General features: G+C 67.9%; 26 protein-coding genes. 13 read left to right on the top strand and 13 right to left on the bottom strand.

All coding sequences use genetic code 11. The features are described 5' to 3' along the window. Positions 1–20: 20 nt before the first annotated feature. Together OHB24_RS31995 and OHB24_RS31990 are read left to right on the top strand one after the other, a co-directional pair. Entirely contained in the window at positions 21–2,288 is a 2,268-nt protein-coding gene (locus OHB24_RS31995) for a family 43 glycosylhydrolase (RefSeq protein ID WP_327634589.1), read from the top strand. Further along, positions 2,285–5,122, top strand: a complete 2,838-nt coding sequence (locus OHB24_RS31990; protein ID WP_327634588.1) for an alpha-glucuronidase family glycosyl hydrolase — start codon at positions 2,285–2,287, stop codon at positions 5,120–5,122. The genes OHB24_RS31995 and OHB24_RS31990 overlap by 4 nt, the downstream gene beginning before the upstream one ends. On the opposite strand, the gene OHB24_RS31985 is transcribed toward OHB24_RS31990, so the two are convergent. From OHB24_RS31985 to OHB24_RS31975, 3 genes are read right to left on the bottom strand one after another with little or no spacing between them, the layout of a single operon-like run. Further along, positions 5,119–6,114 (bottom strand): LacI family DNA-binding transcriptional regulator, encoded by a 996-nt coding sequence (locus OHB24_RS31985; protein WP_327634587.1) that lies wholly within the window; start codon positions 6,112–6,114, stop codon positions 5,119–5,121. The genes OHB24_RS31990 and OHB24_RS31985 overlap by 4 nt on opposite strands. 37 nt (positions 6,115–6,151) lie before the next feature. Further along, positions 6,152–6,421, bottom strand: coding sequence for a hypothetical protein (locus OHB24_RS31980; protein ID WP_327634586.1), 270 nt, complete (start codon positions 6,419–6,421; stop codon positions 6,152–6,154). Continuing rightward, on the bottom strand, positions 6,418–7,611 hold the full coding sequence (locus OHB24_RS31975) for an NAD(P)/FAD-dependent oxidoreductase (RefSeq protein WP_327634585.1): 1,194 nt from the start codon (positions 7,609–7,611) through the stop codon (positions 6,418–6,420). The genes OHB24_RS31980 and OHB24_RS31975 overlap by 4 nt, the downstream gene beginning before the upstream one ends. Before the next feature lie 101 nt (positions 7,612–7,712). Between OHB24_RS31975 and sigJ the strand changes: the two genes are divergently transcribed. Continuing rightward, positions 7,713–8,555, top strand: a complete 843-nt coding sequence (sigJ, locus tag OHB24_RS31970; protein ID WP_327634584.1) for an RNA polymerase sigma factor SigJ — start codon at positions 7,713–7,715, stop codon at positions 8,553–8,555. Here sigJ and OHB24_RS31965 read toward each other — a convergent pair whose 3' ends face one another. Together OHB24_RS31965 and OHB24_RS31960 are read right to left on the bottom strand one after the other, a co-directional pair. Next, positions 8,556–8,750 (bottom strand): hypothetical protein, encoded by a 195-nt coding sequence (locus OHB24_RS31965; protein WP_327634583.1) that lies wholly within the window; start codon positions 8,748–8,750, stop codon positions 8,556–8,558. 241 nt (positions 8,751–8,991) lie between these two features. Then, complete coding sequence (locus OHB24_RS31960; RefSeq protein ID WP_327634582.1) at positions 8,992–10,395, bottom strand: PepSY-associated TM helix domain-containing protein; 1,404 nt, start codon at positions 10,393–10,395, stop codon at positions 8,992–8,994. A 133-nt stretch (positions 10,396–10,528) separates the two neighbouring features. On the opposite strand from OHB24_RS31960, the gene OHB24_RS31955 reads away from it, so the two are divergent. The 4 genes from OHB24_RS31955 (at position 10,529) to OHB24_RS31940 (ending at position 13,160) form a co-directional block, all read left to right on the top strand. Continuing rightward, positions 10,529–11,092, top strand: coding sequence for a hypothetical protein (locus OHB24_RS31955; RefSeq protein ID WP_327634581.1), 564 nt, complete (start codon positions 10,529–10,531; stop codon positions 11,090–11,092). A gap of 123 nt (positions 11,093–11,215) precedes the next feature. Beyond that, entirely contained in the window at positions 11,216–11,761 is a 546-nt protein-coding gene (locus tag OHB24_RS31950) for a sigma-70 family RNA polymerase sigma factor (RefSeq protein WP_327634580.1), read from the top strand. Between the two features lie 56 nt (positions 11,762–11,817). Further along, on the top strand, positions 11,818–12,555 hold the full coding sequence (locus OHB24_RS31945) for a VOC family protein (protein ID WP_327634579.1): 738 nt from the start codon (positions 11,818–11,820) through the stop codon (positions 12,553–12,555). An 8-nt stretch (positions 12,556–12,563) separates the two neighbouring features. Continuing rightward, positions 12,564–13,160: an MBL fold metallo-hydrolase gene (locus OHB24_RS31940; RefSeq protein ID WP_327634578.1), complete on the top strand. Its 597-nt coding sequence runs from the start codon at positions 12,564–12,566 to the stop codon at positions 13,158–13,160. A gap of 1 nt (position 13,161) precedes the next feature. On the opposite strand, the gene OHB24_RS31935 is transcribed toward OHB24_RS31940, so the two are convergent. The 4 genes from OHB24_RS31935 to OHB24_RS31920 are packed head-to-tail and all read right to left on the bottom strand — an operon-like array spanning position 13,162 to position 15,364. Next, positions 13,162–13,560: an arsenate reductase ArsC gene (locus OHB24_RS31935; protein WP_327634577.1), complete on the bottom strand. Its 399-nt coding sequence runs from the start codon at positions 13,558–13,560 to the stop codon at positions 13,162–13,164. Next, positions 13,553–14,284, bottom strand: a complete 732-nt coding sequence (locus tag OHB24_RS31930) for an MIP/aquaporin family protein (protein ID WP_327634576.1) — start codon at positions 14,282–14,284, stop codon at positions 13,553–13,555. Before OHB24_RS31930 ends, OHB24_RS31935 begins: the two co-directional genes overlap by 8 nt. Further along, positions 14,281–14,952 carry an arsenate reductase/protein-tyrosine-phosphatase family protein gene (locus OHB24_RS31925; protein ID WP_327634575.1) on the bottom strand — a complete coding sequence of 224 codons (672 nt, stop codon included), beginning with the start codon at positions 14,950–14,952 and terminating at the stop codon, positions 14,281–14,283. Before OHB24_RS31925 ends, OHB24_RS31930 begins: the two co-directional genes overlap by 4 nt. Before the next feature lie 49 nt (positions 14,953–15,001). Continuing rightward, positions 15,002–15,364 carry an ArsR/SmtB family transcription factor gene (locus OHB24_RS31920; protein WP_327634574.1) on the bottom strand — a complete coding sequence of 121 codons (363 nt, stop codon included), beginning with the start codon at positions 15,362–15,364 and terminating at the stop codon, positions 15,002–15,004. 80 nt (positions 15,365–15,444) lie between these two features. On the opposite strand from OHB24_RS31920, the gene OHB24_RS31915 reads away from it, so the two are divergent. Both OHB24_RS31915 and OHB24_RS31910 read left to right on the top strand, forming a co-directional pair. Further along, the gene (locus tag OHB24_RS31915; protein ID WP_327634573.1) at positions 15,445–16,830 is read left to right on the top strand and encodes an FAD-dependent oxidoreductase; all 1,386 of its coding nucleotides are present in this window, start codon (positions 15,445–15,447) and stop codon (positions 16,828–16,830) included. After that, positions 16,830–18,068 carry an MFS transporter gene (locus tag OHB24_RS31910; RefSeq protein WP_327634572.1) on the top strand — a complete coding sequence of 413 codons (1,239 nt, stop codon included), beginning with the start codon at positions 16,830–16,832 and terminating at the stop codon, positions 18,066–18,068. Before OHB24_RS31915 ends, OHB24_RS31910 begins: the two co-directional genes overlap by 1 nt. Here the strand turns inward: OHB24_RS31910 and OHB24_RS31905 are convergent. After that, positions 18,046–18,471, bottom strand: a complete 426-nt coding sequence (locus tag OHB24_RS31905; RefSeq protein ID WP_327634571.1) for an RNHCP domain-containing protein — start codon at positions 18,469–18,471, stop codon at positions 18,046–18,048. The two genes, OHB24_RS31910 and OHB24_RS31905, sit on opposite strands and share 23 nt — an antisense overlap. Before the next feature lie 280 nt (positions 18,472–18,751). On the opposite strand from OHB24_RS31905, the gene OHB24_RS31900 reads away from it, so the two are divergent. Genes OHB24_RS31900 through OHB24_RS31890 form a run of 3 tightly spaced genes read left to right on the top strand, consistent with a single transcriptional unit; the run spans position 18,752 to position 21,066 of the window. Then, positions 18,752–19,522, top strand: a complete 771-nt coding sequence (locus OHB24_RS31900) for an ABC transporter ATP-binding protein (RefSeq protein WP_327634570.1) — start codon at positions 18,752–18,754, stop codon at positions 19,520–19,522. Then, a complete protein-coding gene (locus OHB24_RS31895; RefSeq protein ID WP_327634569.1) occupies positions 19,519–20,280 on the top strand; it encodes an ABC transporter permease in 762 nt (253 codons plus the stop codon). Before OHB24_RS31900 ends, OHB24_RS31895 begins: the two co-directional genes overlap by 4 nt. 15 nt (positions 20,281–20,295) lie before the next feature. Continuing rightward, positions 20,296–21,066, top strand: coding sequence for a MerR family transcriptional regulator (locus OHB24_RS31890; RefSeq protein ID WP_327634568.1), 771 nt, complete (start codon positions 20,296–20,298; stop codon positions 21,064–21,066). A 4-nt stretch (positions 21,067–21,070) separates the two neighbouring features. On the opposite strand, the gene OHB24_RS31885 is transcribed toward OHB24_RS31890, so the two are convergent. The 3 genes from OHB24_RS31885 to OHB24_RS31875 all read right to left on the bottom strand — a co-directional run bounded on the left by OHB24_RS31885 (position 21,071) and on the right by OHB24_RS31875 (position 24,501). After that, entirely contained in the window at positions 21,071–22,249 is a 1,179-nt protein-coding gene (locus OHB24_RS31885; RefSeq protein ID WP_327634567.1) for a tetratricopeptide repeat protein, read from the bottom strand. Beyond that, positions 22,149–23,882 (bottom strand): AfsR/SARP family transcriptional regulator, encoded by a 1,734-nt coding sequence (locus OHB24_RS31880; RefSeq protein ID WP_327634566.1) that lies wholly within the window; start codon positions 23,880–23,882, stop codon positions 22,149–22,151. The genes OHB24_RS31885 and OHB24_RS31880 overlap by 101 nt, the downstream gene beginning before the upstream one ends. 115 nt (positions 23,883–23,997) lie before the next feature. After that, positions 23,998–24,501 (bottom strand): hypothetical protein, encoded by a 504-nt coding sequence (locus tag OHB24_RS31875; protein WP_327634565.1) that lies wholly within the window; start codon positions 24,499–24,501, stop codon positions 23,998–24,000. A gap of 111 nt (positions 24,502–24,612) precedes the next feature. Between OHB24_RS31875 and OHB24_RS31870 the strand changes: the two genes are divergently transcribed. Continuing rightward, positions 24,613–25,923 carry a phospholipase D-like domain-containing protein gene (locus OHB24_RS31870; protein WP_327634564.1) on the top strand — a complete coding sequence of 437 codons (1,311 nt, stop codon included), beginning with the start codon at positions 24,613–24,615 and terminating at the stop codon, positions 25,921–25,923. The last annotated feature ends 2 nt before the right edge of the window (positions 25,924–25,925 follow it).

The raw sequence follows: 25,925 nt of genomic DNA, 5'->3' as shown, positions 1-25,925 counted from the left end.
CCCAGTGAGGACCCGCCGTCATGCCTCGAACTGTCCCGTTCCGTCCGATCCGCACCGGCCTGGTGGCGTTGCTGATCACCCTCGCGCTGATCGCCGTCGCCGGGTCGTCGCCGGTCGGCGCCGCGCCCGCGAAACCCGTTGCTACCTACAACAATCCGTTGATGGGCGACATCGCCCAGGCGTTCTCCGACGTCGGGCTGATCCGCGCCAAGGACGGCGCCTGGTACTCGTACGCCACCAACACGAGCCTGACCCGTGAGAACGCGGACAACGGCGGACCGCAGCACCTGATCCCGATGGTGCGCTCCACCGATCTCGTGCACTGGGAGTTCCTCGGCGACGCGTTCAGCGCCGAGAACCACCCCGAGTGGGCGCCCTGGCCGCAGAAGGGGTACTGGGCGCCGGACGTCCGGTACGTCGACGGCCAGTACTACATGTACTACTCCGCGCCGAGTTCCACGCCGCTCGGCGCCGCGATCGGGCTCGCGATCTCGTCGTCGCCCGCCGGGCCGTGGAAGGACATCGGTCACCCGGTCGTGGACTTCGTCGCCGACAGCGAGGTGATGGAGATCGACCCGATGATGTTCATCGACGACGACGGCACGAAGTACCTGTACTACGGCTCGTTCCGCCGCGGCGGACTGCACGTCGTACGGCTCTCGCCCGACGGCCGCAGTACGGTCGGTACGTCGCAGCAGGTCGTCGCCGGTGAGCGTGGTGAGGGTGCGTGGGTGACGAAACGCGGTCCTTGGTACTACCTGTTCTACTCCGGCTACGGCTGCTGCATCGGCAACGTCGGCGGCGGCGGATACCCGGTGCTGGTCGGGCGCTCCACCTCCCCCACCGGCCCGTTCGTCGACGAGAACGGCGTCTCGCTCACCGCTGCGCAGCCCGGCGGAACGATCGTGAACTCGTTCAACGGGAACTCGCTCTCTGCCACTGGACACAACGCCGTCACAGTGGACCGCTCCGGGCAGCAGTGGAACCTCGTCAACTCCGACATCCGCGCCGACCACACGTGGGGCGGCCGTCCGCAGTCGATGGATCGCCTGGACTGGATCGGCGGCTGGCCGACGGTCCGCGCCGGGCAATGGACCTCGGACCAGCCGCAGCCCGCGCCCGCGGCGACCTCGACGATCGGCAGCTCGTTCAACGAGTCCACCTCCCTGTCGGACTGGCGCGCACTCGCCGGCGAATGGACGGTCGGGCAGGACGTGTCGAGCGGCGGGTACGCCGAATCCGCCGGCGCCTCGGCGTTGCTGGTCAGCCACACGGGCGGACCGGCCGACTACCGCGTCGAAGCCGACCTCCGCACCTCGACCAGTAAGGCCGGGCTGGTCTTCGCGTACCGCTCGCCGCGGAACTACTCCGTCGCCTGGCTCGACCCCGTACGCCGCTCGCTCCGGGTCGAGCAACGCGTCGGCGGGAAGATCGTCAGCAACTCGGAGAGCGCTCTCTACGAGGGTTTCCGGTACGACACCTGGCATTCCGTCAGCGTCGAGGTACGCGGTGAACGAGCCACGATCCAGGTCGCACCGGCGCTCGGCGACAACCCGTTGGGTGAGCTCAACGTGCGCTTGGCCAACGGGCTGGCCGGCCCGGCGCAGGTGGGCCTGGCCGGGGCGGCACAGGGCGACAACGTTGCGATGACCAAGCTCTACCAGCCGGTCACGCGGAAGATCCCGGAGCCGCGCGTCGGCAAACTGCTCCCCGCGTTCAGCGACGAGTTCACCGCCGAAGACTCCCAGTGGCAATGGACCGGCGCCAACCAGGGAAACCTCGAGAACGGTCAGCTGGTCTGGGACACCCAAGCCAATGACCTCAGCAAGGAAGACAACCTCGCCACCGTCCTCCTGCGTGATGCGCCGCAAGGCGACTACACCGTCGAGACGCGCGTCTCCCTGCCGTTCGAGGGCAGCACCGGCAACGCCCGCGCCGGACTCATCGCCTGGGCATCGCGAACGCAGTCGCTGCAGCTCGCTCCGACCCGCACAGGCGCCGTACGGCAGACCTTCCTGTGGCCTGGAGCGGATGCGAGTCCGTGGGCGGAGGCCATTCAGCTTGGGCCGAGCGCCGACACGATGTGGCTGCGGCTGCGCCACACCATTCAGCCGAGCACCGGTGAGCATCTGTTCCAGGCCGCCACCAGCCTCGACGGCCGGCACTGGCAGTGGGGCAGCTATTGGTATCTACCCGCCGACGCTGGACCACTCAAGCTCGGCCTCATCTCCATGGGCGGCACCGGCACCACGGCTCGGTTCGACTACGTGAGGACGTACCAGTCATGACGCGGCCGCACGAATACCCGATCACTCGTCGAACCCTGCTCGCCAGCGGCGCAGCTGGAGCGCTCGCCGCCGGTCTCCTGCCCGGTTCAGCATCCCGCGCATTCGCCGTACCGCCCAACGAAGACGGCTACGACCTCTGGCTGCGCTACCGCCTCGTCGCCGACAGCAACCTCCTGTCGCGCTACCGCGCCGCGTTCACTCACGTCGTTGTGCAGGGCAACCACGTCGTACTGCGATCCGCGGGTGCGGAACTCGCTCGCGGGCTGTCCTGCCTCCTCGGACGCTCGATACCGGTACGCGACCAGATCGGCAAAGGCGCAGTGGTCGTCGGCACGAAGGCCGACGACGCCCTCGGCGCGGAGGGATTCAGGATCAAGCGCCGTACGGATCGGGTCGAGATCACCGGGGCGGGAGAGCGGGGAGCGCTCTACGGCGCGTTCCGGTTCCTGCAGCAACTGCAGCGCCAGCGCCCGCTCGAGCGGCTCGACCTGACCGACCGCCCCGCGTCGCCGCTGCGCATGCTCAACCACTGGGACAACCTGAATCGCAGCATCGAACGCGGCTACGCCGGCAAGTCGATCTTCGTCTGGGACGAGCTCCCCGGACTCCGCGAGCGGTACGTCGACTACGCCCGGGTCCTCGCCTCGGTCGGGATCAACCACACCGTGATCAACAACGTCAACGCCAGCGCCGAGTTCCTCCGCTCGGAGCGACTGCCCGGGCTAGCAGCGCTAGCCGGCGTACTGCGGTCGTGGGGTGTGCGGCTGTGGTTGTCGGCCAACTACGCCGCGCCGATCACGCTCACCGCGGATCAGCCGTCACCGATCACCGTCGCCGATCCGCTCGACGCGCGCGTGCAGCAGTGGTGGCAGGACAAGATCGACGAGATCTACCGGCTCATCCCGGACTTCGGCGGGTTCCTGGTCAAAGCGAACTCCGAGGGACAGCCGGGTCCGCTCGACTACGGGCGTACGCATGCCGAAGGCGCCAACATGCTGGCCGACCGGCTCGCGGCGTACGACGGCAAGCTCGTCTGGAGATCCTTCGTGCACGAGGGGTTCGACGACTGGGCGGAGTATGAGTACCGGGTGTTCCATCCGCTCGACGGGCAGTTCCACGCGAACGCCGTCGTACAGACGAAGAACGGGCCGATCGACTTCCAGGTCCGGGAGCCGGTCAACCCGCTGTTCGGCGGGTTACCGCAGACCAACCAGATGATCGAACTGCAGGTCACGCAGGAGTACACGGGGCACTCGACGCACCTGTGCTACCTCGTGCCGGAATGGAAATCGATCCTCGGTTTCCAGACCCATACGGGCACGGGCAGCGGTCCGACTGTCGCGGACGTCGTCACCGGCGTCGCGTACGACCAGGAGAATGTTGGGTTCGCCGGCGTGGTCAACCTCGGCGACGACCGGGACTGGACCGGCTATCAGCTCGGCGCCGCGAACACCCACGGATTCGCGCGGCTCGCGTGGAACCCGAAGTTGTCCGCGGACGAGATCGTCGCCGAATGGATCGAGCTCACGTTCGGCGGCGATCGCCAGGTCGGGTCGGTGCTCAAGGCAATCATGTTGCAGTCGTGGCAGACGTACGAGAGTTACACGTCGCCGCTCGGCATGGGCTACCTCACGTACCCGCTCGGCGCGCACTTCGCGCCGGCACCGACCACGACGCAGAACCTGTCGCACCACACCACCGCCGAGGGTACGGGGTTCGACCGGACCGCCGCGACCGGCAGCGGATTCACCGGGCTGTACGCCGAGCACTGGCAGGACCTCTACGGCTCGCTGGAGAACTGCCCGGATGAGCTGCTGCTGTTCATGCACTGGGTGCCGTACACGCATCGGCTGCGTTCCGGGAAGACCATGATCCAGCACATCTACGACAGCCACTTCGACGGACATGAACGCGTCGAGGAGTTCCGGCGTGCGTGGGGTCGGTTGGCGGGGCGGGTGGATCGGGCGCGGTACGCCGATATCGCGGCAACGTTCGACGCCCATGTGGTCGAGGCGGAGCGCTGGCGCGACACGATTGTCTCGTACTTCTACGGGTTCTCGCGGATCGTGTCGAGCGGTACGGGATGGTTGCAGCTCGCATATCCGGGCGGGCGGCTGCTGTTCGGTGGACGCGCGAACAGCCTCGCTGTCGAGGTCACCAACGCGTCCGGCGCCGAGCGGTCCATTACCGCGGCCGTGCATCCGGTGGACTCAGGCTGGCAGGTCGGTACGGCGAGTGCGACTGTCGGGGCGGGGGCCGCGGCGACCGTTGCGCTGCCGGTGACTCCGCCGTTGATCGCGGATCATTTCGACCTGGCGATCGACATCAGTCCGGCGCAGACGGCGTTGAGTTCGCGGAACCAGACGTTCGTGGTGACGCCGGATGCTGGGCAGTGTCATCTTGCGTTGGACATCGGGACCGCGGACAGCCCGCTGGTGACGGGCTATGCGCGGGTCTCCCCCAGCACTACGTGGGACACGACGCGGGGCTACGGCTGGGTCGGTACGGCGCCGCAGGGTCGTGATCGTGGCAACACGTGGGATGCGCTCCGGCGGGACTTCTGCGGTGATTATCCTGCTCGCACGCTGCGGATCACGTTGCCGCCCGGCCCGGTCCGTCTTTCGGCGCTCGTCGGCGACGGCGGTCCGGACTGTCCACCGACGATCATCGCCGAGGGCAACGAAGTCCTTGCCACGTCCACCGATCTGCCGGGCGGCATCTTCACCTGGCTGCACGCCGACCTCGACGGCGGCCCCACCGGCCGCACCGCCGACCTGACCCTCGACAGCGAACCAGACCGCTTCTGGCACTTGGGCGCCCTGGTCCTCACCTAAGCGCGGCGGGGTGGGACTGTGGTGTCGCGGAACACGATTTCGGTGGGGGCGGCGGGAAGGGGGTCAGGCTCGGGTTCGTTGCGGATCGCTGCGATCAGGCGACGCATCCCGTGCCGCCCCGACGTCTCGCGGTCCACGCGGACCGTCGACAACGCAGGAGTTCCGTAGCGTACGAGCGTCAGATCGTCCCATCCTGTAACGCTCAGATCCTCCGGCACCCGCCACCCCCGCCGGAACGCCGCATGCATCACCCCGACTGCGATGTGATCGCTCGCTGCAACCACCGCTGTGACGGGCGTGTCATCAGGCAACGACTCCACAGCCTCAACACCGGTATCGGGATGCCAAGGACCGTCGTACACACCATGCGACCGTAACCCCAGCCGCTCACAAGCCTTCAGGTACCCGGATTTGCGGAGCTGCGCCGACCTCCAGTCCTGCGGGCCCGCCGCGTGGAAGAAGTCACGATGCCCGAGCTCCGCGAGCTTCTCCAGGATCTCTTCCATCGTCGCCTCGTCCGCCGCCACCGCCTCGACCGCGCGCAGCCGATGGTCGAACTCCGCGGTCTGTACGACGACACCCGCGCTGTGGGTGTCGACCGCCAGCGGGGTCACCGACAGCACGCCGTCGACCTGCCCGCGCGCCAGGATCTCGTCCGCCAGCCGGCTCAGCTCGGCCGGGTCCTCGTCGACGCCGATCACGATCTCCACCTGGTACCCGAGCCGCTGCGCCTCCTCGCACGCCGCGGCGACGGTCCGCTCCGGCCCGGTCCATCCCGGCAGGATGATCGCGACCGCTCCGGTACTCCGCGTCCGCATCGCCCGCGCCATCAGGTTCGGCCGGTACCCCAACTCGTCGACCGCGGCCTTGATGCGCACCGACGTGTCCGGTCCCACGGTCGGATCGGACCGCAGGTACCGCGACACCGTCTGATGCGACACCCCGGCCAGCGCAGCCACGTCGTACATCGTCGGCCGCCGCTGCACACTCATACCGCCACGATACTTGTGAGAGGCGTGATTTCCTCGGTCAGTCGGGGCTCGCGGTCAGGAGTGTGTCGAGTACCTCCGCGGCCTCGTCGTACCCGGCATCCGCGATCCGCTGCAGCTCGCGGAGATCGCGGGCTGCAGCAGCCCGCCGCGTCAACAGCTCACCCGCGTGCTGGCTGCCCTCGTCCAGCAGATCGCTCAACTCCTGTACGTCGCCGCGCCCCTCGGCCAGGTCCGCGAGCCGGTCCAAGGCCAGCTCGTTTCCCTCGTCAGCGAGTGCGCGGAGGGTGTCCCGATCGAAACTCGTCATACCTCATCGTGCACCATCGTCCTGGGTTGCTGGGTGGGGCGCGGGCCGGCCTTGGGCCAGGTCATCGAGCCTGGATCGCGGGCCTCGCGGCGGATTCGCTTGTCGATGACGAACCTGCACGCGGTCTCCTTCACCACCGCGCCCAGGCGACCGGAGATGTGGAGGTTCACCGCGGAATCGTCCATACGCGCAAGCTGCCGAATACCGGCATGCCGCCCCAGGCTGACGCACGCCCCGGTGAACGCCAGATCGAGCGCAGCCGGTTCGTCCCCGGCGATCCGGCTCAGCACAGTGTTGGCGGCCTGCGCGCCGAGCGGACCAGCGGCGTACGTACTCATCCGCAACGCCCGCCCCGAAGGAGCGACCGCATCACCCGCCGCGACGATCCGCGAGTCGTCGACACTCGTCAACGTCTCGTCCGTCAGTAACCGCCCGAGCTCATCAGTTCGCAACCCGCTCGCCGCCGCTAACTCCGGCACCCCGAACCCGGCCGTCCAAACAGTCAACGCACTCCCCCGAACGCCACCACCCGCGAGAACAACCCCGTCCACGCGAACCTCCGCCACCGCAGTGTTCTCGAGTACGGCGACATCATGCCGAGAGAGCCATCTCGCGACGTACCGGCGACCCTTGGCGCTCAACGTGGGCGCCAATCCACCCCCGCAGACCAGCGTGACCGAGCGTCCTTGCTCAACCAGTTCAGCCGCCGTTTCGATGCCCGTGAACCCGCCGCCGACCACCGTGATCGGCGCATCGAGCGACAGATCGTCCAACCTGGACCGCAGACGCTGCGCCGCCTCGAACTCGGCGATGTCGAACGAGAACTCCGCCGCACCAGGAACCGCCTCAGGAACCGCCGCCCTGCTGCCCACCGCATAGATGAGGTAGTCGTAGTCCAGCGCCCGCCCCGACTCCAGACGCACCTTGCGCGCGTCAGTCTCGATCCGCGTGACGCTGTCGACGACCAACGAGATTCCGTCACCGAGCAGCGTCGCGTAGTCGAGCGTCGCCTCACCGGTACGAGCCACGAACTGATGCAGCCGAATGCGTTCGACGAAGTGCGGACGCGGGTTGACCAGCGTGACGTCGACATCGTCGCGCTGCCGCAAACGGTTGGCCGCGAGCGTTCCGGCGTACCCGCCGCCAACGACGACGATCTTGTGCTTCAACGACCAGTAATCCGACGACATTGTGAACTTCCTTCCTTGGACGGTCTCACCAAGGAAGACCAGGTAGGTCCGCGAAACGTCAGGCGACGTCACATTTCACCCTGCTGTTCGGTCGAGTAGTCATGGACGAACGACGGCAGCTGCTCAATCTCGCGTACCGGCTCCTGGGCTCGCTGGCCGACGCCGAGGACGTCGTACAGGAGGCCTATGCCCGGTGGTACGCGCTGTCCCCGCGCCAGCGCGACGCGATCGTCTCCCCCGGCGCATGGTTGACGAAGGTCGCCAGCCGCATCTGTCTCACTGTCCTCTCGTCGGCACGCGTTCGGCGGGAGACGTACGTCGGGGAATGGATCCCCGAGCCGGTTCCCGACCCGTCCGAGTGGACCCCCGCGGACCCGGCCGACCGCATCACCCTCGACGAATCGGTCAGCATGGCGTTCCTCGTCGTACTGGAAGCGATGACGCCGGCCGAACGGGTCGCGTTCATCCTCCACGACGTCTTCCGCTATCCGTTCGCCGAAGTCGCCGACATCGTCGGCCGGACTCCCGCGGCCTGCCGGCAACTGGCCTCGTCGGCCCGCCGCCGGATCCGCACGTCACGGGAACCGGCGCCTGTGCAGTCGCAGATCATCCGGGACTTCAAGCAGGCCTGGGAGAACCGGGACATCGAGACTCTCATCAGCCTTCTGGACCCCGACGCCACCGCGACCGCGGACACCGGCGGCCAGGCGCCCGCGTTCCTGCGCTCACTCACCGGCGCCGAACCAATCGTCCGCAGCCTGACCACCTTCGCCGACAAGTTGCCCGCGCTGACGTTCCTCGAACGCACAGTCAACGGCCAGCCCGGCCTGGTAGCCCAGCAAAACGGCACCACCGTCACCGTCTACGCCTTCGAAACCACGCCAACCCAGATCAAACGCATCTGGGCAATCCGAAACCCCACCAAACTCCACCCCTGGAGCTGACTAGGTCGATTGGCTGTCCTCCTTCGTGCGGGAAGACCTGTAGTGGAACAGTTCCGCCACGGCGCGAACGAGTTCCGCTCGCTGGCTCGGGCGAGTTCCGCGCAGGACGATGAGGAGTGCGACCAGGCGCGCGACGGCGTACACGAGCGCACACGCGACGGCTCCGATGACAGTGAAGTTACTGACCAGCCCCATGACAACTCTCCGGTGCTCCGGGCACGCTCCGACACTGCGGGCGTGCGCCTCTAACCGGAGGTCTCTTCCGCCACCGCGGGGGGCTGGTCAAAGCTCACCGCATCTACTGGCCGACGGCGCCGGGTTGCAGGTTGCCCTGCAGGCCGTGATGACGACGCCGCCGCGAAGGAATACTCCCCTCCAACTTGTCTACGAGCGTTCCATACAACAGCACCCCGATCAAGCTGCCCCGGCGCGCCCGCTACGAAGCGGTGTTGAACCAGGTGCCCAGTCGTGGGATTCGGCGGAGGGCGAGTTGGTCGAGGAGGAGGGCGGCGGCCAGGGTGAGGCCGAAGAGGGGGAGGAAGATGGCGAGGGCGGTGACGAGGACGGCCAGGGCGGGGGTTGCGCGGAGCGGGAGGCGGCCGCGGGGTGCGCCGAGGGAGTTGCCCTTCGGGCGGCGGCGCCACCACATCAGCGGTCCGCTGACGCACATGAAGATCACGCCGAGACAGAAGACCGTCGTCAACCAGAAGTTGAACGTGCCCAGGCGCCTGCCCTCGTGCAGCGCGATGCCTTGGGCAACGACCTTCGCCAGGGCCGGGTAGTCGCTGTAGCCGTACGTCGAGACCACGCCGCCGCCGTACCGGTCGACGTGCAACGTGCGCTCCTTGCCGGGGTCGTTGAACGCGTACCCGATCGCCGAGAAGACACCCCCGTCGTCGGCGGGCAGTGCGATCGTCATCGGGCGGCGCAGCCCGTTGCGCTGGCCGACCTCGATCGCGGTGTCGACGGTGGCGACCGACCGCTTCCCGTCGGCCGGGTTCGAGCGCGGTACTTCGGTCTTGCCCAGACCCCACGGCACCGAGTGGCTGTGCGGCAGCGACTCGTCCAAGGTCGAGGTCGGGTTCGAGAGCGCACCGGGATCCTCGCCCCAGAACGACGTACCTTGATGGGTCGCGAGCTCCTGAGCCTTCGCGCCCCAGAACCCGGTCCACGGCAGACCCGACACGATCAGGAAGAGCAGCCCGAGACCGAGGACCGCGCCGGTGCGGCCGTGCCGTGAGCGCAGTACGGCGCCCGCCGCTCCAGCCGCCCGTCGTCGCGCTCGCGCGACCCTCCCCAGGAAGAACAGGTAGTAGCCGGTCAGCGCCATCACGATCGCCCAGCAGGCAGCGATCTCGATCACGTAATCGCCCCAACGGCCGGCCATCAGTTCGCCGTGCAGCAGGATCGCGGCGCCCGACAGCGTCGTGTCCGGGTTGAGCGAACCCAGTACCTTGCCCTCGTACGGGTCGACGAACACGTCCCGGGGGCCGGCCGCGGTGTCGACGGAGAACACCGTCGAGCGGTTCGGCGCCGACGGCTCGGTCATCGAGACCACGGTCGCGTCAGGGAAGGCCTGGCGTACCTCGTCGAGCTGCGTCTCGTACGGCTGCGCGACCAGGCCGGCCGGCTGGCTCACCTTCATCAGATCGGCGTGCAGAACCGGTTCGATCTGGAAGCGGAACAGGTAGATCAGGCCCGTCGCGGCGAGGATCAGCAGGACCGGGATCACCAGGAAGCTGGCGTAGAAATGCCACCGCCAGAAGGCCCGGAACAACCCGGTGCCGCGGCCGCGCGCACCGTTCTCCGGCTTCGCTGGGGCCTCCAGAACTGCGTTCACGTCCACTCCTTCTCCGCATGGTCCAGTTGAGGAGTCGGTTCGCGGGGACGATCAGTTCCAGCGGTTCCATGTGGCGTGGGACACAGATGCGGCGTCGGGGGCTGTCCGAGGGGGATGCGACCATGGTTCGGCCATGCAGCAGACCTGGGGGTTCCGAGGGACGCGGGCCGCGATGTTCGCGGCCACCTGCGTGCTGCTCGCCGCCCTCGGCCACGTCGTCATGTCCGGCGCGGGCCTCCCGTGGTGGGCGATACCAATGGGCTTCGGCTGGATCGGGATCACCGCGTGGATCGTCGCCGACCGGGAGCGCGGCGTACCGTTCGTCGTCCTGAGCACGCTGGTAGCGCAGGGCGCGCTGCACCTGGTGTTCTCGCTCGCGCAGTCGATGGCGGTCCCGCACGCGATGCACACCGGCCACGAGATGACCGGTACGTCGTCGCTCGGCATGCTCGGCGCCCACCTGCTCGCGGCGCTTCTGTGCGGTCTGTGGCTCGCGTACGGGGAGCGGGCCGCGTTCGCTGTACTGCGATCCGTCGCCCGCCTGATCCTGCTGCCGTTGCGACCGCTCGCGCGTCCACAGGTCACCGCACACCAGCCACGGATCCGGCCCACCCACTCCCCCACGCCGTACGACGACCTGCTGCTCGTTCACGCCATCTCCTCCAGGGGTCCACCGAGCGGACTCGCTGCTTTCTGACAGCACGATCCACCCCGGGCGTTCGCCGTCCGGGGATGCGCCATGCCATTCGGCAGGCCTCCGCTCACCGGTGTCGCGTCTGCACGCGCTGCCGGATCTTTGGACCTCAGAAGGACTCAATCCATGGCTTCTGCCTTGATCGACGACCGATCAACACAATGGGCGATCGCCGCACGTGACGGTGATCTCGTTGCTCTCGACAACTTCGTCCGCGCACTGCATCACGACGTACGGCGGTACGTCGCACACCTGAGCGCCGATCCGCACTCGGCCGACGACCTCACCCAGGAGACGTTCCTGCGGGCCCTGCAAAGCCTGCACCGGTTCGAGGGACGGTCTTCGGCGCGGACGTGGCTGCTGTCCATCGCCCGGCGTACCGTCGCCGACGACCTGCGCCGCAAGGCAGCACGCCCGCGAATCTCCGGGCACGACTGGCAGCGTGCCGCCGAACAGACCCAGCCGCGGGGCCTCCCCGGCTTCGAGGACGGCATCGCCCTGAGCGAACTGCTCGACAAGATCCCCGGCGACCGCCGCGAGGTCTTCGTCCTCACCCAACTCGCCGGCGTCCCCTACGCCCAGACCGCCGCCCGTCTGGGCTGTCCGGTCGGCACCGTCCGCTCCCGGGTTTCGCGAGCACGGACGACTCTGGCCGACCTGCTCACCGCCTGACGGGCCTGGCTGCCTCCCGATCCGTGCGGGAGGCAGCCTGGCCTAGGATCGGCGGCATGGCAACGCGGTTGGTACAGATCTCGATCAAGGCTCAGGACAGTTCCGGGCTCGGCAGGTTCTGGGCGGAGGCGCTCGGCTGGGAGGTGACCGCCGACAACGCCGAGGAGACGAACCTCGAACCCGAGGGCTTCAGCTATCCCGACCCCAGCGCCGTCTGCATCGACCTCATTCCGATCCCGATGCCCAAGACGGTGAAGAACCGCGTCCACCTCGACCTCGCCACCACCTCCGCGGCGCACCAGGCGGAGTTGATCGAACGCCTCCAGAGCCTCGGCGCAACGCCTGCCGACGTCGGCCAGGGCGATGTTCCGTGGACGGTCCTCGCCGACCCGGAGGGCAACGAGTTCTGCGTGCTGGAGCCTCGGCCGATCTACAGCGACACGGGCCCGATCGCCGCAGTCGTCGTCGATTGCGCGGACCCGCGAGCCATGGCGCAGTTCTGGTCGTCGGCGATGGACTGGACCCTCCACGAGGTCAGCGATGAGTCCGCCGTACTGCGTTCTGCCAAGGGCGTCGGGCCGTACCTCGAGTTCATCCGCACCTCGGACCCGAAGACCGTGCTGGACCGCATCCATCTCGACCTGCGCCCGTACCCCACCGACGACCACGCGGCGGAGGCGGACCGGCTGCGCGCTCTCGGCGCCACCGACCTCGACATCGGCCAGGGCGACGTCCCGTGGGCCGTCCTGGCAGACCCCGAGAACAACGAGTTCTGCCTCCTGACACCCCGGTGAGCGGCGCCATGCGGATCACGAAGTACACCCACGCCTGCGTACGGCTGGAACACGATGGCCGGGTGCTCGTCATCGACCCCGGGACGTGGAGCGAGCCGGCCGCCTTGGCCGGTGCGGACGCGGTGCTGGTGACTCACGAGCACGCAGACCACGTCGACGTACTCCGGCTGATCGGGCTCGGCGTGCCGGTCTACGCCCCTCTCGACGCGAACATCGCACCGCTGGAAATCACCGGTGTGTCCTCCGGTGAGGAGTTCACCGCCGCCGGCTTCCGGGTACGGGCGGTCGGCGGTCGGCACGCGTTCATCTACGACGGTCAGCCGGACTGTGCGAACCTCGGCTACCTCATCGACGAGGCGGTCTACCACCCCGGTGACTCGCTGCACGTTCCCGAGCAGCCGATCGAGACGCTCCTCGTGCCGGCGCAAGGATCGTGGATGAAGACGGCGGAGGCGATCGACTTCGTCAAGGCCATCACACCGCAGCGGGCGTTCCCGATTCACGACGCCCAGATCAACGCCCGCGGCCTGAGCAGCGTCAACGGCTGGCTCGCCGAGGAGACCGACAGCGGCTACCGGTACCTGGCCCCCGGCGAATCGATCTGACCTAGGCTTTGAGTTCCGCGACGAGTTTCTCGATCCGCGTGCGGATCTCGTCGCGGACCTCGCGGACGACCTCGATCGGCTGTCCCGCGGGGTCGGTGAGTTCCCAGTCCTCGTAGCGTTTGCCGGGGAAGATCGGGCACGCATCGCCGCAGCCCATGGTGATCACGACATCGCTAGCGCGGACGTCCTCGGTCTTCAGTACTTGGGGGACGTTGGCGGTGATGTCGATACCGACCTCGCGCATCGCCTCGACCGCGGTCGGGTTGATCTGCTCCCGCGGTTCGGACCCGGCCGACCGCACCTCCACGGCATCACCCGCCAACTCCCGCAACCACCCCGCAGCCATCTGCGAACGCCCGGCATTGTGAACGCAAACGAACAGAACAACTGGCTTACTCACGACGCAACTCCAGATTCGGTACGGCGAACTCCTCCGCGGAGTCGCCCAGCTCGGGATAGAGCACGATGACCAGGCCGGCGCCGACAACCGCGCCGATCACCTGGAAGAACACGAAACCAGGAACGGAACCAGGTGCGATCCCGGCGAAGGTGTCGCTGAACGCGCGACCGACCGTCACGGCAGGGTTCGCGAACGACGTCGACGAGGTGAACCAGTAGGCCGCGCCGATGTACGCGCCGACAGCAGCAGGGGCTACAGCGGCGCGGCCGGACCGGACGAGCGCGAAGATCAGCAGGATCAACCCCGCGGTGGCGACCGTCTCCCCGATCCACAAGTGGCCTGCGGACCGGTGCGTCGTCGACCACGAAACAGCGGCCTGACCGAACATCACATTGGCCAGCATCGCGCCCGCTATCGCGCCGACGACCTGCGCGGCGACGTACGCGGACAAGTCCCGCAGACTCAGCCCGCCGCCGTTCCGTCGACCGAGCCACCAATCGGCGACCGACACGACCGGGTTGAAATGCGCACCGGACACCGGCCCGAGCATCAGGATCAGGACAGCCAACCCGAGCGCAGTCGCGAAAGAGTTCTCCAGCAACTGCAGTCCGGTGTCGCCGGGTGAGAGCTCGGCCGCCGCGATCCCCGAACCGACGACAACCGTCACCAACAACCCTGTCCCGAGTCCCTCCGCGACGACCCGCCGCCACAACTCCGGCCTCATCCGTTGCCCACCGCAACCACCAACCGGTCGATCCGGTCGGAGAGTTCGGCGTACGTGGTCTCGAAGGCCGCGTCGGTGTCGGCCGGCGCCGGGTCGGGGATCGACCAGTGCAGGCGGGTTTCGTGCTCGAGATCTTCGTACGCGTTGTCGCACACCGCGATCAGCAGATCGTCACGCCGTACGACGTCCCGCAGCCGCGCGGTGCGCCACCCGGCCGGATCCAGTCCGTGCCGCCGGGCGACCTTCACGGCTCGCGGATGCACACGCTCCGCCGGGTGCGTGCCCGCGGACAACGCCGGGACCCGGCTGCGCCGCGACCAGATCGCCGCGGCCAACTGGGAACGCGCCGAGTTCTGCGTGCAGACGAACACCACTCGCTCCGCACCGGCAGGCGCGGGCGTCGTCATCGCCGCCATCGCGTCGGGCCGAAGCCGCACATAGGTACGGCGCTTGTCGCCTTCGGACCGCGTCCGCGCGACGACGCCGGCCGCCTCCAGGACCTTCAGATGATGGGCCACCAGGTTCGTCGGCAGCTCCAGCTCAGCGCCGAGTTCACCCGGCGACGCGTCACCGGCCACCAGGGTGTCCACGATCGCGAGCCGCGCCGGGTCACCCAAAGCCGCATGAATCCGGGCCCGGCCCGCCAGGGTTAATCCCTCAATGCTCATTGACTCAATGATCACTGAGCTATTTCACTGCGTCAAGCCGAGGAACCGATCAGCTCAGCGGCGCCGGGGTCGCGATGAGGGTGGCGATCCACTCCAGGCGCTGTGGGACGGACCAGTAGTAGACCCAGGTTCCGCGGCGTTCGCAGTCGACGAGGCCGGCCTCGCGGAGCACCTTCAGGTGGTGCGAGATCGTCGGGCCGCTCACCTCGAACTGGGGTGTCAGGTCGCATACGCAGATCTCGCCGGCGGCCGACGTGATCATCGACAACAGACGCAGCCGGATCGGGTCGGCGAGTGCTTTGAACACCACGGCCCCTTCGGCGGCCGCGGCCGGATCGAGAGCCGCGTCGGAGATCGGCGTACAGCAGGCGCCGCCCGAGACCGGCGTCAGGGTGATCTCCTGTTTCGACATGCTTCTATCTTGACTCTTGTCGAATCAAGAGGCAAGGTGGGACTCGCTGATTAGATGAACTTCAAGACAGGGAGTGGATCGTGGGCGAGCAGGTGGTGGCACCCGTGGTGGTCATCGGGGCAGGTCCGGTCGGGCTGGCTGCGGCGGCGCATCTGGCCGAGCGTGGGCTGGACTTCGTCGTACTGGAATCCGGTGCGGGCGTCGCGGCGGCGATCGGGGAATGGCGGCACGTGAAGCTGTTCAGCCCGTGGCGCTACGACCTCGACAGCGCGGCACGCCGGCTGCTGGAGGCCGGCGGGTGGAGCGCGCCGGATCTCGGCACGCTGCCGACCGGCGGGGAGCTCATCGACGCGTACCTCGAGCCGCTCACGAAGCTCCCGCAGCTCAACGACAGGATCCGGTACGGCGCTGAGGTCGTTGCGATCACCCGGGTTGGATTCGACCGGATCCGCACTGCTGGACGCGAGGACGCACCGTTCCTCATCCGGCTCGCCGACGGCACCGAACTGCTCGCGTCATCCGTCATCGATGCCTCCGGCACCTGGCGCAAACCAAACGTCCTCGGCGCCTCCGGCATCCCAGCCCGCGGCGAGACCTCCATCTCGCGTGGTGTTGCTCGGGCGTTGCCCGACGTACTTGGTGCTGATCGGGAGCGGTACGCCGGGCGCCGTACGGCCGTCGTCGGTGCCGGCCACTCCGCTGCGACCACTTTGCTGGATCTCGGCCGGCTCGCGGAGGAGGTGCCTGGAACTGAGATCGTGTGGGTTGTCCGCGGCACCGACCAGGCCCGCACGTACGGCGGTGGCGACGCCGACGAACTGCCCGCTCGCGGCGCCCTCGGCTCCCGCCTGAAGAAGCTCGTCCAGTCCGGCCAGGTCGAGCTCGTCAGCTCCTTCCGCATCGAGTCCGTCAGTACGTCGAACGGGCGGATCGAGCTGCGCTCCGGCGAGAGGACCGTCAGCGCGGACACGGTTGTGAAGTCGACCGGGTTCCGCCCGGACCACGACATCGTCGCGGAGCTGCGGCTCGACCTCGACCCGGTTCTCGGCTCGACCCGCGCCCTCGCGCCGCTGATCGACCCGAACCAGCACTCCTGCGGCACAGTCCCGCCGCACGGAGTCGACGAGCTGACCCATCCCGAGCCGGGCTACTACGCGATCGGCGCGAAGTCCTACGGCCGTGCACCGACGTTCCTGCTCGCCACCGGCTACGAACAGGCCCGCTCGGTCGTCGCCGCACTCGCCGGCGACTGGGAATCCGCCCGCGACGTCCAACTCGACCTCCCCGAAACCGGCGTCTGCTCCTCCAACCTCGCCTTCGGCGAATCCGCCGAAGCCGGCAGCTGCTGCGGCCCCACGCCGCAAGCCGTCGAGCTCACCACACCAGCCGCCCGCGGCCTGGCCACCGGTATCAGCGGCGGCCTGCTCACAGTGATCGAGGACAAGCAATCCGGCTGCTGCAACTGATGTCTGCACCCGCCACCACGACCGGCCTCGCCAACGCCGGTCGTGGCGGCATGCGTCGCGACGTCATCGCCGCGCTCGCGATCACCACCACCGTCAGCTACGGCGTCCTGTACTACGCCTTCAGCGCCCTACTCGAACCGATGCGCCAAGACCTGCGCATCTCCCCCACCACCGCGACCGGCGCCCTCACCCTCGCCTCACTCGTCAGCGCCGTCCTGGCCGTACCCATCGGCCGCCGCCTCGACAACCGCGGCGGCCACGGAGTCATGAGCGTCGGTTCGGTCATCGCAGCCGGCGCAGTCCTCGCCTGGTCACAGGCCCAGAATACGACCCAGCTGTACGCCGCTTTTGTTGCCATCGGCATCGCCTCGGCCATGGTGCTGTACCCACCCGCGTTCGCCGTCGTCGTCGCGGTCACCGCACCACAACGCCGTACGGCGGCGCTCCTGGCGATCACCCTCGTGGCCGGATTCGCCAGCTCGATCTTCATCCCCCTGACCGGCCAGCTCGTCCACGCCCTCGGCTGGCGGCACGCTCTCCTCGTGCTGGCCGCCGTACTCGCCCTCGCCACCATCCCCCTGCATGTCCTCGCTCTACGCGGTACTCGGCCGAACACGCGCAGGAGCACTCATGAACCTCACACCTCACCGGCCCGCGTTCTGCGCGACTCCGGGTTCTGGCTGCTCGCGGTCGTGTTCGTCCTCCACAGCGCGGCCCTCGCGATCATCGGCGTACACCTCGTCACCTATCTCACGAAGCTAGGGCACTCCCCCACCACGGCCGCCACGCTCGCAGGTCTACTCGGTCTGCTCTCCGTCACCGGCCGGATCACGGTCTCCGTCCTCCGCCGATGGTTGCCGATGACATCGATCAGCGCCGCGGTCATCCTTCTCCAAGGCATCGCCTTGGCCGTCCTGCCTGCCGCCGGCGAAAGCACCACCGGCGCCGCCGGGTGCCTGATCGCGTTCGGCCTCGGCTTCGGCGTTGCGTCCATCGCCAAGCCCGCGATCATTCTCGACCGGTACGGCGACCAGGGGTACGCGACCATCGCCGGCCTCCTCGGAACACCGACAACGCTCGCGTCTGCGACGGCTCCACTGGCCGCCGCTGCCCTGGCCACCGCGCTCGGCTACACCCCGCTCATCCTGAGCGCGGCCGTCGCCTGCACCCTCGCAGGCCTCGCCCTCGCCGCCATCCGTTTCCTGCCCACGCGCTTCACGCCGGTCGCGCGTCGCTAGTCGCGTTCTTGCGGGCCCTAGGTTTGCGAGGTTTGTTCCCGTTCCCGTTCCCGTTGTGCTCGGGCTCCGGCTCGGCCGCGAATGGGATGAACGGCATGGTCAGCGGGAGCGCTGCCAGCCGCATCAGGAGCAGGACGTTGTCGTCGCCGGCGGTCTTGTTGAGGCGGAGACGCCCACAGTTGGTGCACCGGTGGATGAGGACCCAGCGGCCCTCGCCGCGGACCGTGACCGCGATCGGCTCCATGCCGCCGGCACAGTCGGCCTTGCGATCACCCGGCACGTTGCGGTCGAGATGACGCGACCACAAGCAACTCGGGCAATGATTGCGATGGGTAGTTCCGGGGGCGTCGAGGGAGACCTCTACGCCGCAATGTTCACAGCTGAACGAACGTGCGAATGCCAAACCGAAGAACCTTTCAAAGCGAAACTGCAGGACAGAACAGTCATCGCTTCACCTCCTCCCGGCCCGCACCGGCTGCTCCGGCACACCTCCCCACAGCAGACCAGCCCATGTCCTGCATCGTCAAACAATTAACCCGCCTCCCGCCGGCCTCCTCCGTGAACACGAGATAGGCCCTGGTGGGTGGGCACCCGGTATTTCCTGTTCCCAGTCACCACCGCCTATCCCCAGTTCCAACGGCGGGTTGACCTTGACGCAGGGTCAACCCCGCAGAGTGGCGGGCATGACAGTTCAATCGGCCGCTGGGCCGGCGATTCGGGTGCAGGGGCTGGAGAAGGCGTACGGGGAGAAGGCGGTACTGCGGGGCGTGGAGTTCGATGTCGCGCCGGGCAGCATCTTCGCGTTGCTCGGCTCCAACGGGGCGGGCAAGACCACGACGATCAGGATCCTTTCGACGCTCCTCAAGGCGGATGCGGGGACGGCCGCCGTCAACGGTTTCGACGTCGCCACGCAGCCGGCCGACGTACGGGAATCCATCAGCTTGACCGGGCAGTTCGCCGCCGTCGACGAGATCCTCACCGGCCGGGAGAACCTCGTACTCGTCGCCAAGCTCCGGCACGTCCAGGACCCCGGCGCGGTCGCCGACAACCTCCTCGACCGCTTCTCGCTGACGGAAGCAGCCGCCCAGCGAACAGCGACGTACTCGGGCGGAATGCGCCGCCGCCTCGACATCGCGATGAGTCTGATCGGGAACTCGCCGGTGATCTTCCTCGACGAACCGACCGCGGGGCTCGATCCCGAGGCGCGGATCGAGGTCTGGCAGACGGTGAAGGAACTCGCCGGCCACGGTACGACGGTGTTGCTCACCACGCAGTACCTGGAAGAGGCCGAACAGCTCGCCGACCGGATCGCGATCCTGCACCAGGGCCGGATCATCGTGAACGGCACCCTCACCGAACTCAAGCAGCTCCTCCCGCCCGCCAAGGTCGAGTACGTCGAGAAGCAGCCGACCCTCGAGGACGTGTTCCTCGCAATCACCAAGGACCGAGCATGAGCACCCACTTCCTCAGCGATACCGGCGCCCTCACCGGACGAAGCCTTCGCCACGTCACCCGCAGCGCGGACACGATCATCACCACGGTCCTCACGCCGATCGCGATGATGGTGATGTTCGTGTACGTCTTCGGCGGCGCGATCGACACCGGGACGGACGAGTACGTGAACTACATGCTGCCCGGCATCCTGCTGATCACGGTCGCGTCCGGCGTCGCGTACACGGCGTTCCGGATCTTCATGGACCTGAAGAGCGGGATCTTCGAGCGGTTCCAGTCGATGCCGATCGCACGATCAGGCGTGCTGTGGGCGCATGTCGTCACCTCGCTGGTCGCCAACCTGATCTCGCTGGTGATCGTCTCGGGTGTCGCGCTGGTCATGGGGTTCCGGTCGAGCGCGAGTGTGCTGGATTGGCTTGCCGTCGCGGGGATCCTGTTCCTGTTCACGCTGGCCCTGACGTGGATCGCCGTGATCCCGGGGCTCTCTGCCTCGACGGTCGAGGGAGCAGGCGCGTTCGCGTACCCGCTCATCTTCCTGCCGTTCGTCAGCTCGGCGTTCGTGCCCACGCAGACAATGCCTGGCCCGGTGCGCTGGTTCGCCGAGAACCAGCCGGTGACCTCCATCGTCGACACGATCCGCAACCTGTTCGCCCAGCAACCGGTCGGAGACGACATCTGGACGGCCATGGCGTGGTGCGTCGGCATCCTCGTTGTCGCCTACGCCTTCGCGGTGGCTGCCTATCGCCGGAAAGTTGCCTGAGGCAGGCTTGGACCTATGCTCACGATCAGCCAGCTGGCGGCGCACGCCGGGGTGACGGTGCGAGCGGTACGGCACTATCACAAGATCGGCCTGCTGCCGGAGCCCGCACGCGACCACTCCGGGTACCGGGCGTACGACGCCGGCGCTGTCGTGCGACTGATCCGGATCCATGTCCTGGCCGATGCCGGCGTACCGCTCGCCCGGGTGCAGGAGCTCCTCGACGCCGACCCGGACGACTTCAGCGACGGCGTCGAGAAGATCGACAAGGAACTGCGCACCGAGATCCGGCGGCTGCAGGACACCCGTAAACGCCTCGCCAGACTCGCGGCCGGCGAGCACCTCGCGCTTCCACCGAGCGTCGTGGGCTACCTCGACCGGCTCCGCGAGCTCGGAATGAGAGAGCAGTACATCGAGCTGGAGCGCGACGCCTGGATCATGATCGCCGCCCAGGTCCCGCACCTGGTCGACGACGTGATCGTCCAGAAACACCAATCGCTGCAGCACCCCGACATGGTGAAGCTCTACCGCATCGTCAACGAGGCGCTCGACTGGTCCGACGACAGCCCACGGATCGTCGAGATCGTCGACATCCTGGAGCGCCTGATGATCGCCGCCGTACAGGCCGGCGCGATCGGCAGCTACGGCCTCGACGACGACCTGGTCCACCTCATGGACTCGGCCATGCTCGAAGCCGCCCCAGGCGCCGGCCGGATCCTAGCCCTCCTGGAAGAACGAGGCTGGAAAGGCTGGACCCGCATCGAGCAGGTACCCCTGGACCGGATCTGACCGATCAGGTGTTCCGGCCGATCAGATCCGGAGCCGCCGGAGTGTCGGAGCTTCCGATCTCGCGCCGTTCGGCGGCCGAGATCAACCCGAGCTCGTGCAGGATCGCCGCGGACCGGCGCCAGCAGTCGCGTGCGGTACCGGACGAACCGAGATCGGCCTGCGTACGGCCCAGGCCCCACCAGATCTCGGCGTCGAGGAGCGTCTGGGTCGCTTCGGACCGGCGGCTGGCCGCGTGCGCGCGCTCGAAATGGGCAAGCGCCTCCGCGGGTCGGCCAGCCAGTCGCGTCGCTTCGGCCAGGTTGCAGAGGATGTTCGCCAGCCAGTTCATCTCGTCCAGCGACTCGGCGATCGCCAATGCCTCGGTGTGCGCGGCGACCTCGTCCGAGGGCCGGTCCGCGTGCCGGTAGGTCAGACCGAGGCTGGTCAGGGAGTCGGCTAGTGCAGTGGGCCGGTCGTTGCGCCTGTTCAGCTCGATCGCCGCTCGCGAGTGGGCGATCGACTCGTCATGGCGCCCCAGCAGGCGGTACCCCGACGCCATCGCAGCGAGCTGTACCGCCTCGCCCGGCTCGTTGCCTATCTCCCGGTACGCCGACAGCGCCTGCGACAGGTGCTCGATCGCGAAACTGTAGTCTCCCCAGCGCAGCAGCGCGGCCCCGATGTTCTCGTGGCCGACCGCGGTGTGGAACGGCTCGGTGGCCGCGGACAGCACCAGTTCGCCGAGCCGGAGTCTGTCGCGATGCCGGCCGCGCAGGGTCAGCCCGAGGCCGACCGCAGAGCCGATCGCGGCCGCCAGCCCGGGCTCGAGTCCGGCAGCCTGGCGGACGATCGCGGACAGATTGTCGGCCTCGGAATCAAGCCACGCGTAGACCTCGTCGCGCTCGCGCAGTTCGATCCCAACCCCCTGCAGGGATGAGGGGCCGGCCTCGGTCCGCCAGGCGGCGTCGGCGTTCAGCAGCCGGCACGCGGTCCGCGAGGTAGCCAGATAGCAATGCAGAGCACGTCGTACGGCGGCTGCGCGGCTGGCGTCGTCGTCCGCCGCAACGGCGCGGTCGCGGCCGAAAAGCCGGAGCAGATCGTGCGCCCTACCGCCCAGGCGTATGGCTCTCGAGCAACTGCATGTCGACCAGGCTCTCGAGCAGATCCTCGGCGGTACTGGTGCTGATCTCCGCCATCGCCGCGACAACCGGGACGCCGACGTCGGCAGCGTCCAGCAGGTTGATCTGCCGGAAGAGCCGCTGTTGCCGATCGTCGAGCTCCTGATAGCTGACCTGGAAACTTGCCCGTACGCCGCGATCCTCGGTCTGCAACTCACTCAACCGCCGGCACCCCTGGTCGGTGGTCGCGAGCCGATCGGCCAAAGTCGGCAGGGTCCACGACGGGCGGGAGGTCAACCGAGACGCAGCGATCGAAACCGCCAGCGGCAGGGCCCCACACAGCCGTACGACGTCGGCCGCGGCCTGGCGCTGCTCCGGGTCAGCCAGGTCGACCCGACCGACCAAGCGACCCAGCAACGCGATCGCGTCTTCCTCGGGCAGCACCTCGAGAGGTTCGTGGACGGCGCCGGGCAGCGCCCCCAGGATCCGTCTGCTGGTGACGATCGTGCGGCAGTCCTGCCCGGCCGGGATCAACGGTTCGACCTGACCGACGTCCAGCGCGTTGTCCAAGACCACGAGCAGGCGCAGGTCGTTCGTCATCGACCGGAACCGGGCGGCCGCCTCATCGGTCTCCGCCGGAACGGCCCCGTCGGCGGCACCGAGCGAACGCAGGAACCGACCGAGCACCTCGGCGGGTTCCAAGGGCGCGACGTCCGGAGTCGATCCGCGCAGGTCGACGTACAGCTGGCCGTCGGGGAACGCATCGGCGAGCAGGTGCCCGACATGCACCGCGAGCTCGGACTTGCCGACACCGCCGGGGCCCGCGAGTGCCGCGATCGGTGCGGGGCGCGGCCGCGCGGAGGCCAGCAGATCGCGGAGCCTGCGGATCGCGGCTTCCCTCCCGGTGAACGTCGGCACACCGAGCGGCAGCTCCGCCGGTACGACGGTTTCCTGGCCGGCCTGTGGTTCGTCCGGCGCTGCACCGGCCAGCACCGCACGCTCGAGCTCGCGGAGTTCCCGGCCCGGCTCGATGCCGAGCTCCTCGACCAGCAGGCGCCGGCCGTCCCGGTAGCACTCGAGTGCCTCCGCCGGCCGGCCGGATCGCCACAACGCCGTCATCAGCAGTGCACGCAGGTGTTCGCGCAACGGTTGCTCGGCGACCAGGGCGCTGAGCTCCGCGATCGCCTGGCGGTACCTTCCGAGCGCGAACTCCACGTCGTACAACTGCTCGGCGATCGTCAGCCGCAGTTCGGCCAGCCGCTGGGCACTGGCGCTCAACGCGCGGGTCGACAGGTCGCGCAACGCCGTACCGCGCCAGAGCGCGAGGGCGGCGCGCAACCGGTCGGCCGCGTCCTCGAGATCGCCGGCAACCTGCGCCTCGGACTGCAGCCGCTCGGCCTCTGCCAGGTCGATCCGAGCCTCCTGGTCGTTCAGTCGGTAGCCGTGCTGTGTCGTCTCGATGAGTTCGCGTTCGCACCCGGCGTCGGCGAGCGCGCGCCGCAGCGTGGACACCTGGATGGACAGCTGCGTGCGCGCCGACGCCGGCGGATTGTCGTCCCACACCGCGTCGATCAGCTCGTCCGCCGACACCGCGCGGCCCGCCTCCATCAGCAAGGCAGCAAGCACCTGATGGGCCCGCTGGCCCCCGAGGTTCGCCGCCCTACCCCCAACGATCACCTCGACCGGCCCCAGCACCCGGATCTCCACCCCGTCCCCAACCATCACTTCAGGCTAAGCGACGATCGGGTCCTTCCCCCGGGCCATCTTTGGGAACCCACCGACCACGATCGGGCCGCGAGAATGGTCGGTGGCTTCTCAAAGACGGCTCAGCGGCGAGTTAGTTGATGCGCCAGCCGAAGAAGCGTTTGCACTTGTCCGGCTTCACCTCTCGATGCGAGCTGATGCTGTTGCTCCAGTTGCCCGCTTCGTTCTTGCCGTCGCCGTACATGTAGAGCTTCGTGACGTAGTGCCCGGGACGGACGCAGAATCGATCGCCCGCGTCGCTCCACCGGGGCCGCGTGTAGAACTCCACGGTCGCGTCGCTGTGATTGATCAGCGAACCCGCCCTGTTGTCCCACTTCTGAATCTGGCCCTCGCTGTCGCCGTGGTCACGGTCCTCACCGGAATCGTCCTTCGCGCCATTGGCGTCTGCGCAGTTCTTCGCCGTGTACAGATAGATGTGCTTGTCGCTGCTCGGCAAACTGTTGGCAGTCGCCCGGCAGTCCTTCTCCCGCGCGGTCTCGGCGCCTGTCTTCACGGCCGGACCCATCGCGGCCGCGCTGACACCGCCCACCATCAGCACGGCGGTCGCCGCCGAGATCAGCACCAATCGCGTGCCCATCACAACTCCTCTTCCTGGATGGTTGATGCCACGACGCTAGGAACAGGCGCTATAGGCTCGTTATCCCGGCTCGATAACCGGCGTATAACCGGCGTACCTACCGTCGCCGGTATGAAACCTTCGGATCTGGTCAAAGGACTCGTGGTCGCCGCGACGACCGGCGCACTGGTGTACGGCGGAGGCGCACAGGCCACCGGCGCGGCACAGGAGCAGAAGAATGCCACGCCCGACAAACCCACCACGTTCGTGGACAACGATCCGAACGGCTCCACGAGCGAGCGGTACCGGATCCGCGACTACCTGGTGAACCTGATCAAGGGCGCCGAGGAGGACTCGGCCATCACGATCGCGTCGTACCGGTTCGACGACTACGAGATCGCGAAGGCCCTGATCGACAAGATCAACACCAAACGGGTGACGGTGAAGATCATCGTCGACGCGGAGCACCGCGGAACGGCGCCGTACCGGGACGTCAAGATCGCCGCCGACGCCAGCAGGATCTCCTGGATCAAGTACTGCGAGCCAGGCACCGCTTCCGGCGGCAACAAGCACACGTCGTGCATCGGCGACCACATCATGCACAACAAGTTCTACTTGTTCAGCAAGACCCGCGGTCAGTCCAACGTGGTCGTGCAGACGAGTTCGAATCTCAGCGAGCATTCCGGCCCGAAAATGTGGAACACCGCGTTCACCGCGATGGGCGACGACGGGAACTGGCTGTACGACAAGTACCAGGAGTACTTCTCCGATCTCAACACCGAGGAGAAGCGCTCCGACCAGTACCAGCACTTCATCAATGAGCACGGCCCGGTGTCCAACGCGAAGTACAAGCTGTATGTCTCGCCGCGCCCGGAGTCGAGCGGCAACGTCACCTTCGCGAACATCCTGAAGAGCGTGAAATGCGACGGTAACTCGACCGGCGGCACCAGCGACAAGGAGCACCGGACCATCGTCCGAGTGGCCGCGGCGCAAATCGCCAAGGGCGGCGGGGCAGCCGTCGCTGCCGAGCTTTGGCGGCTGGACAACGAGGGCTGCTACGTCGACGTCGTCGGCACAGAGGTGAGCCAAGCCGAGGAGGGTCCGCTGCGCGGTGGACTGCTGCGCGCCCCGACCGGCAAGTTCCACGGGCCGGAGGTCCGCGAGTTCAGCAACAACCAGTGCGGAACCCACGAGAAGAACATCCTGATCGACGGCAACTACGCCGGCAACGGGGACCAGAAGGTCGTCTTCACCGGAAGCCACAACCTGAACAAGAAGTCGCCCTTCCACAACGACGACATCATCCTGCGGATCAACGACGCGGGCGTCCACGACAAGTTCAAGGAGCACTTCTTCAAGATCCGTGCCGCCGCGGCGATCACGTGGCAGACGAGCAAGTACGAGACGACCAACCCGGACGACTTCGAGTTCAAGTGCAAGTAGTG

This window comes from Kribbella sp. NBC_00482, from assembly GCF_036013725.1.
Lineage (GTDB): Bacteria > Actinomycetota > Actinomycetes > Propionibacteriales > Kribbellaceae > Kribbella.
This window is presented reverse-complemented; position numbering and strand designations above follow the sequence as displayed.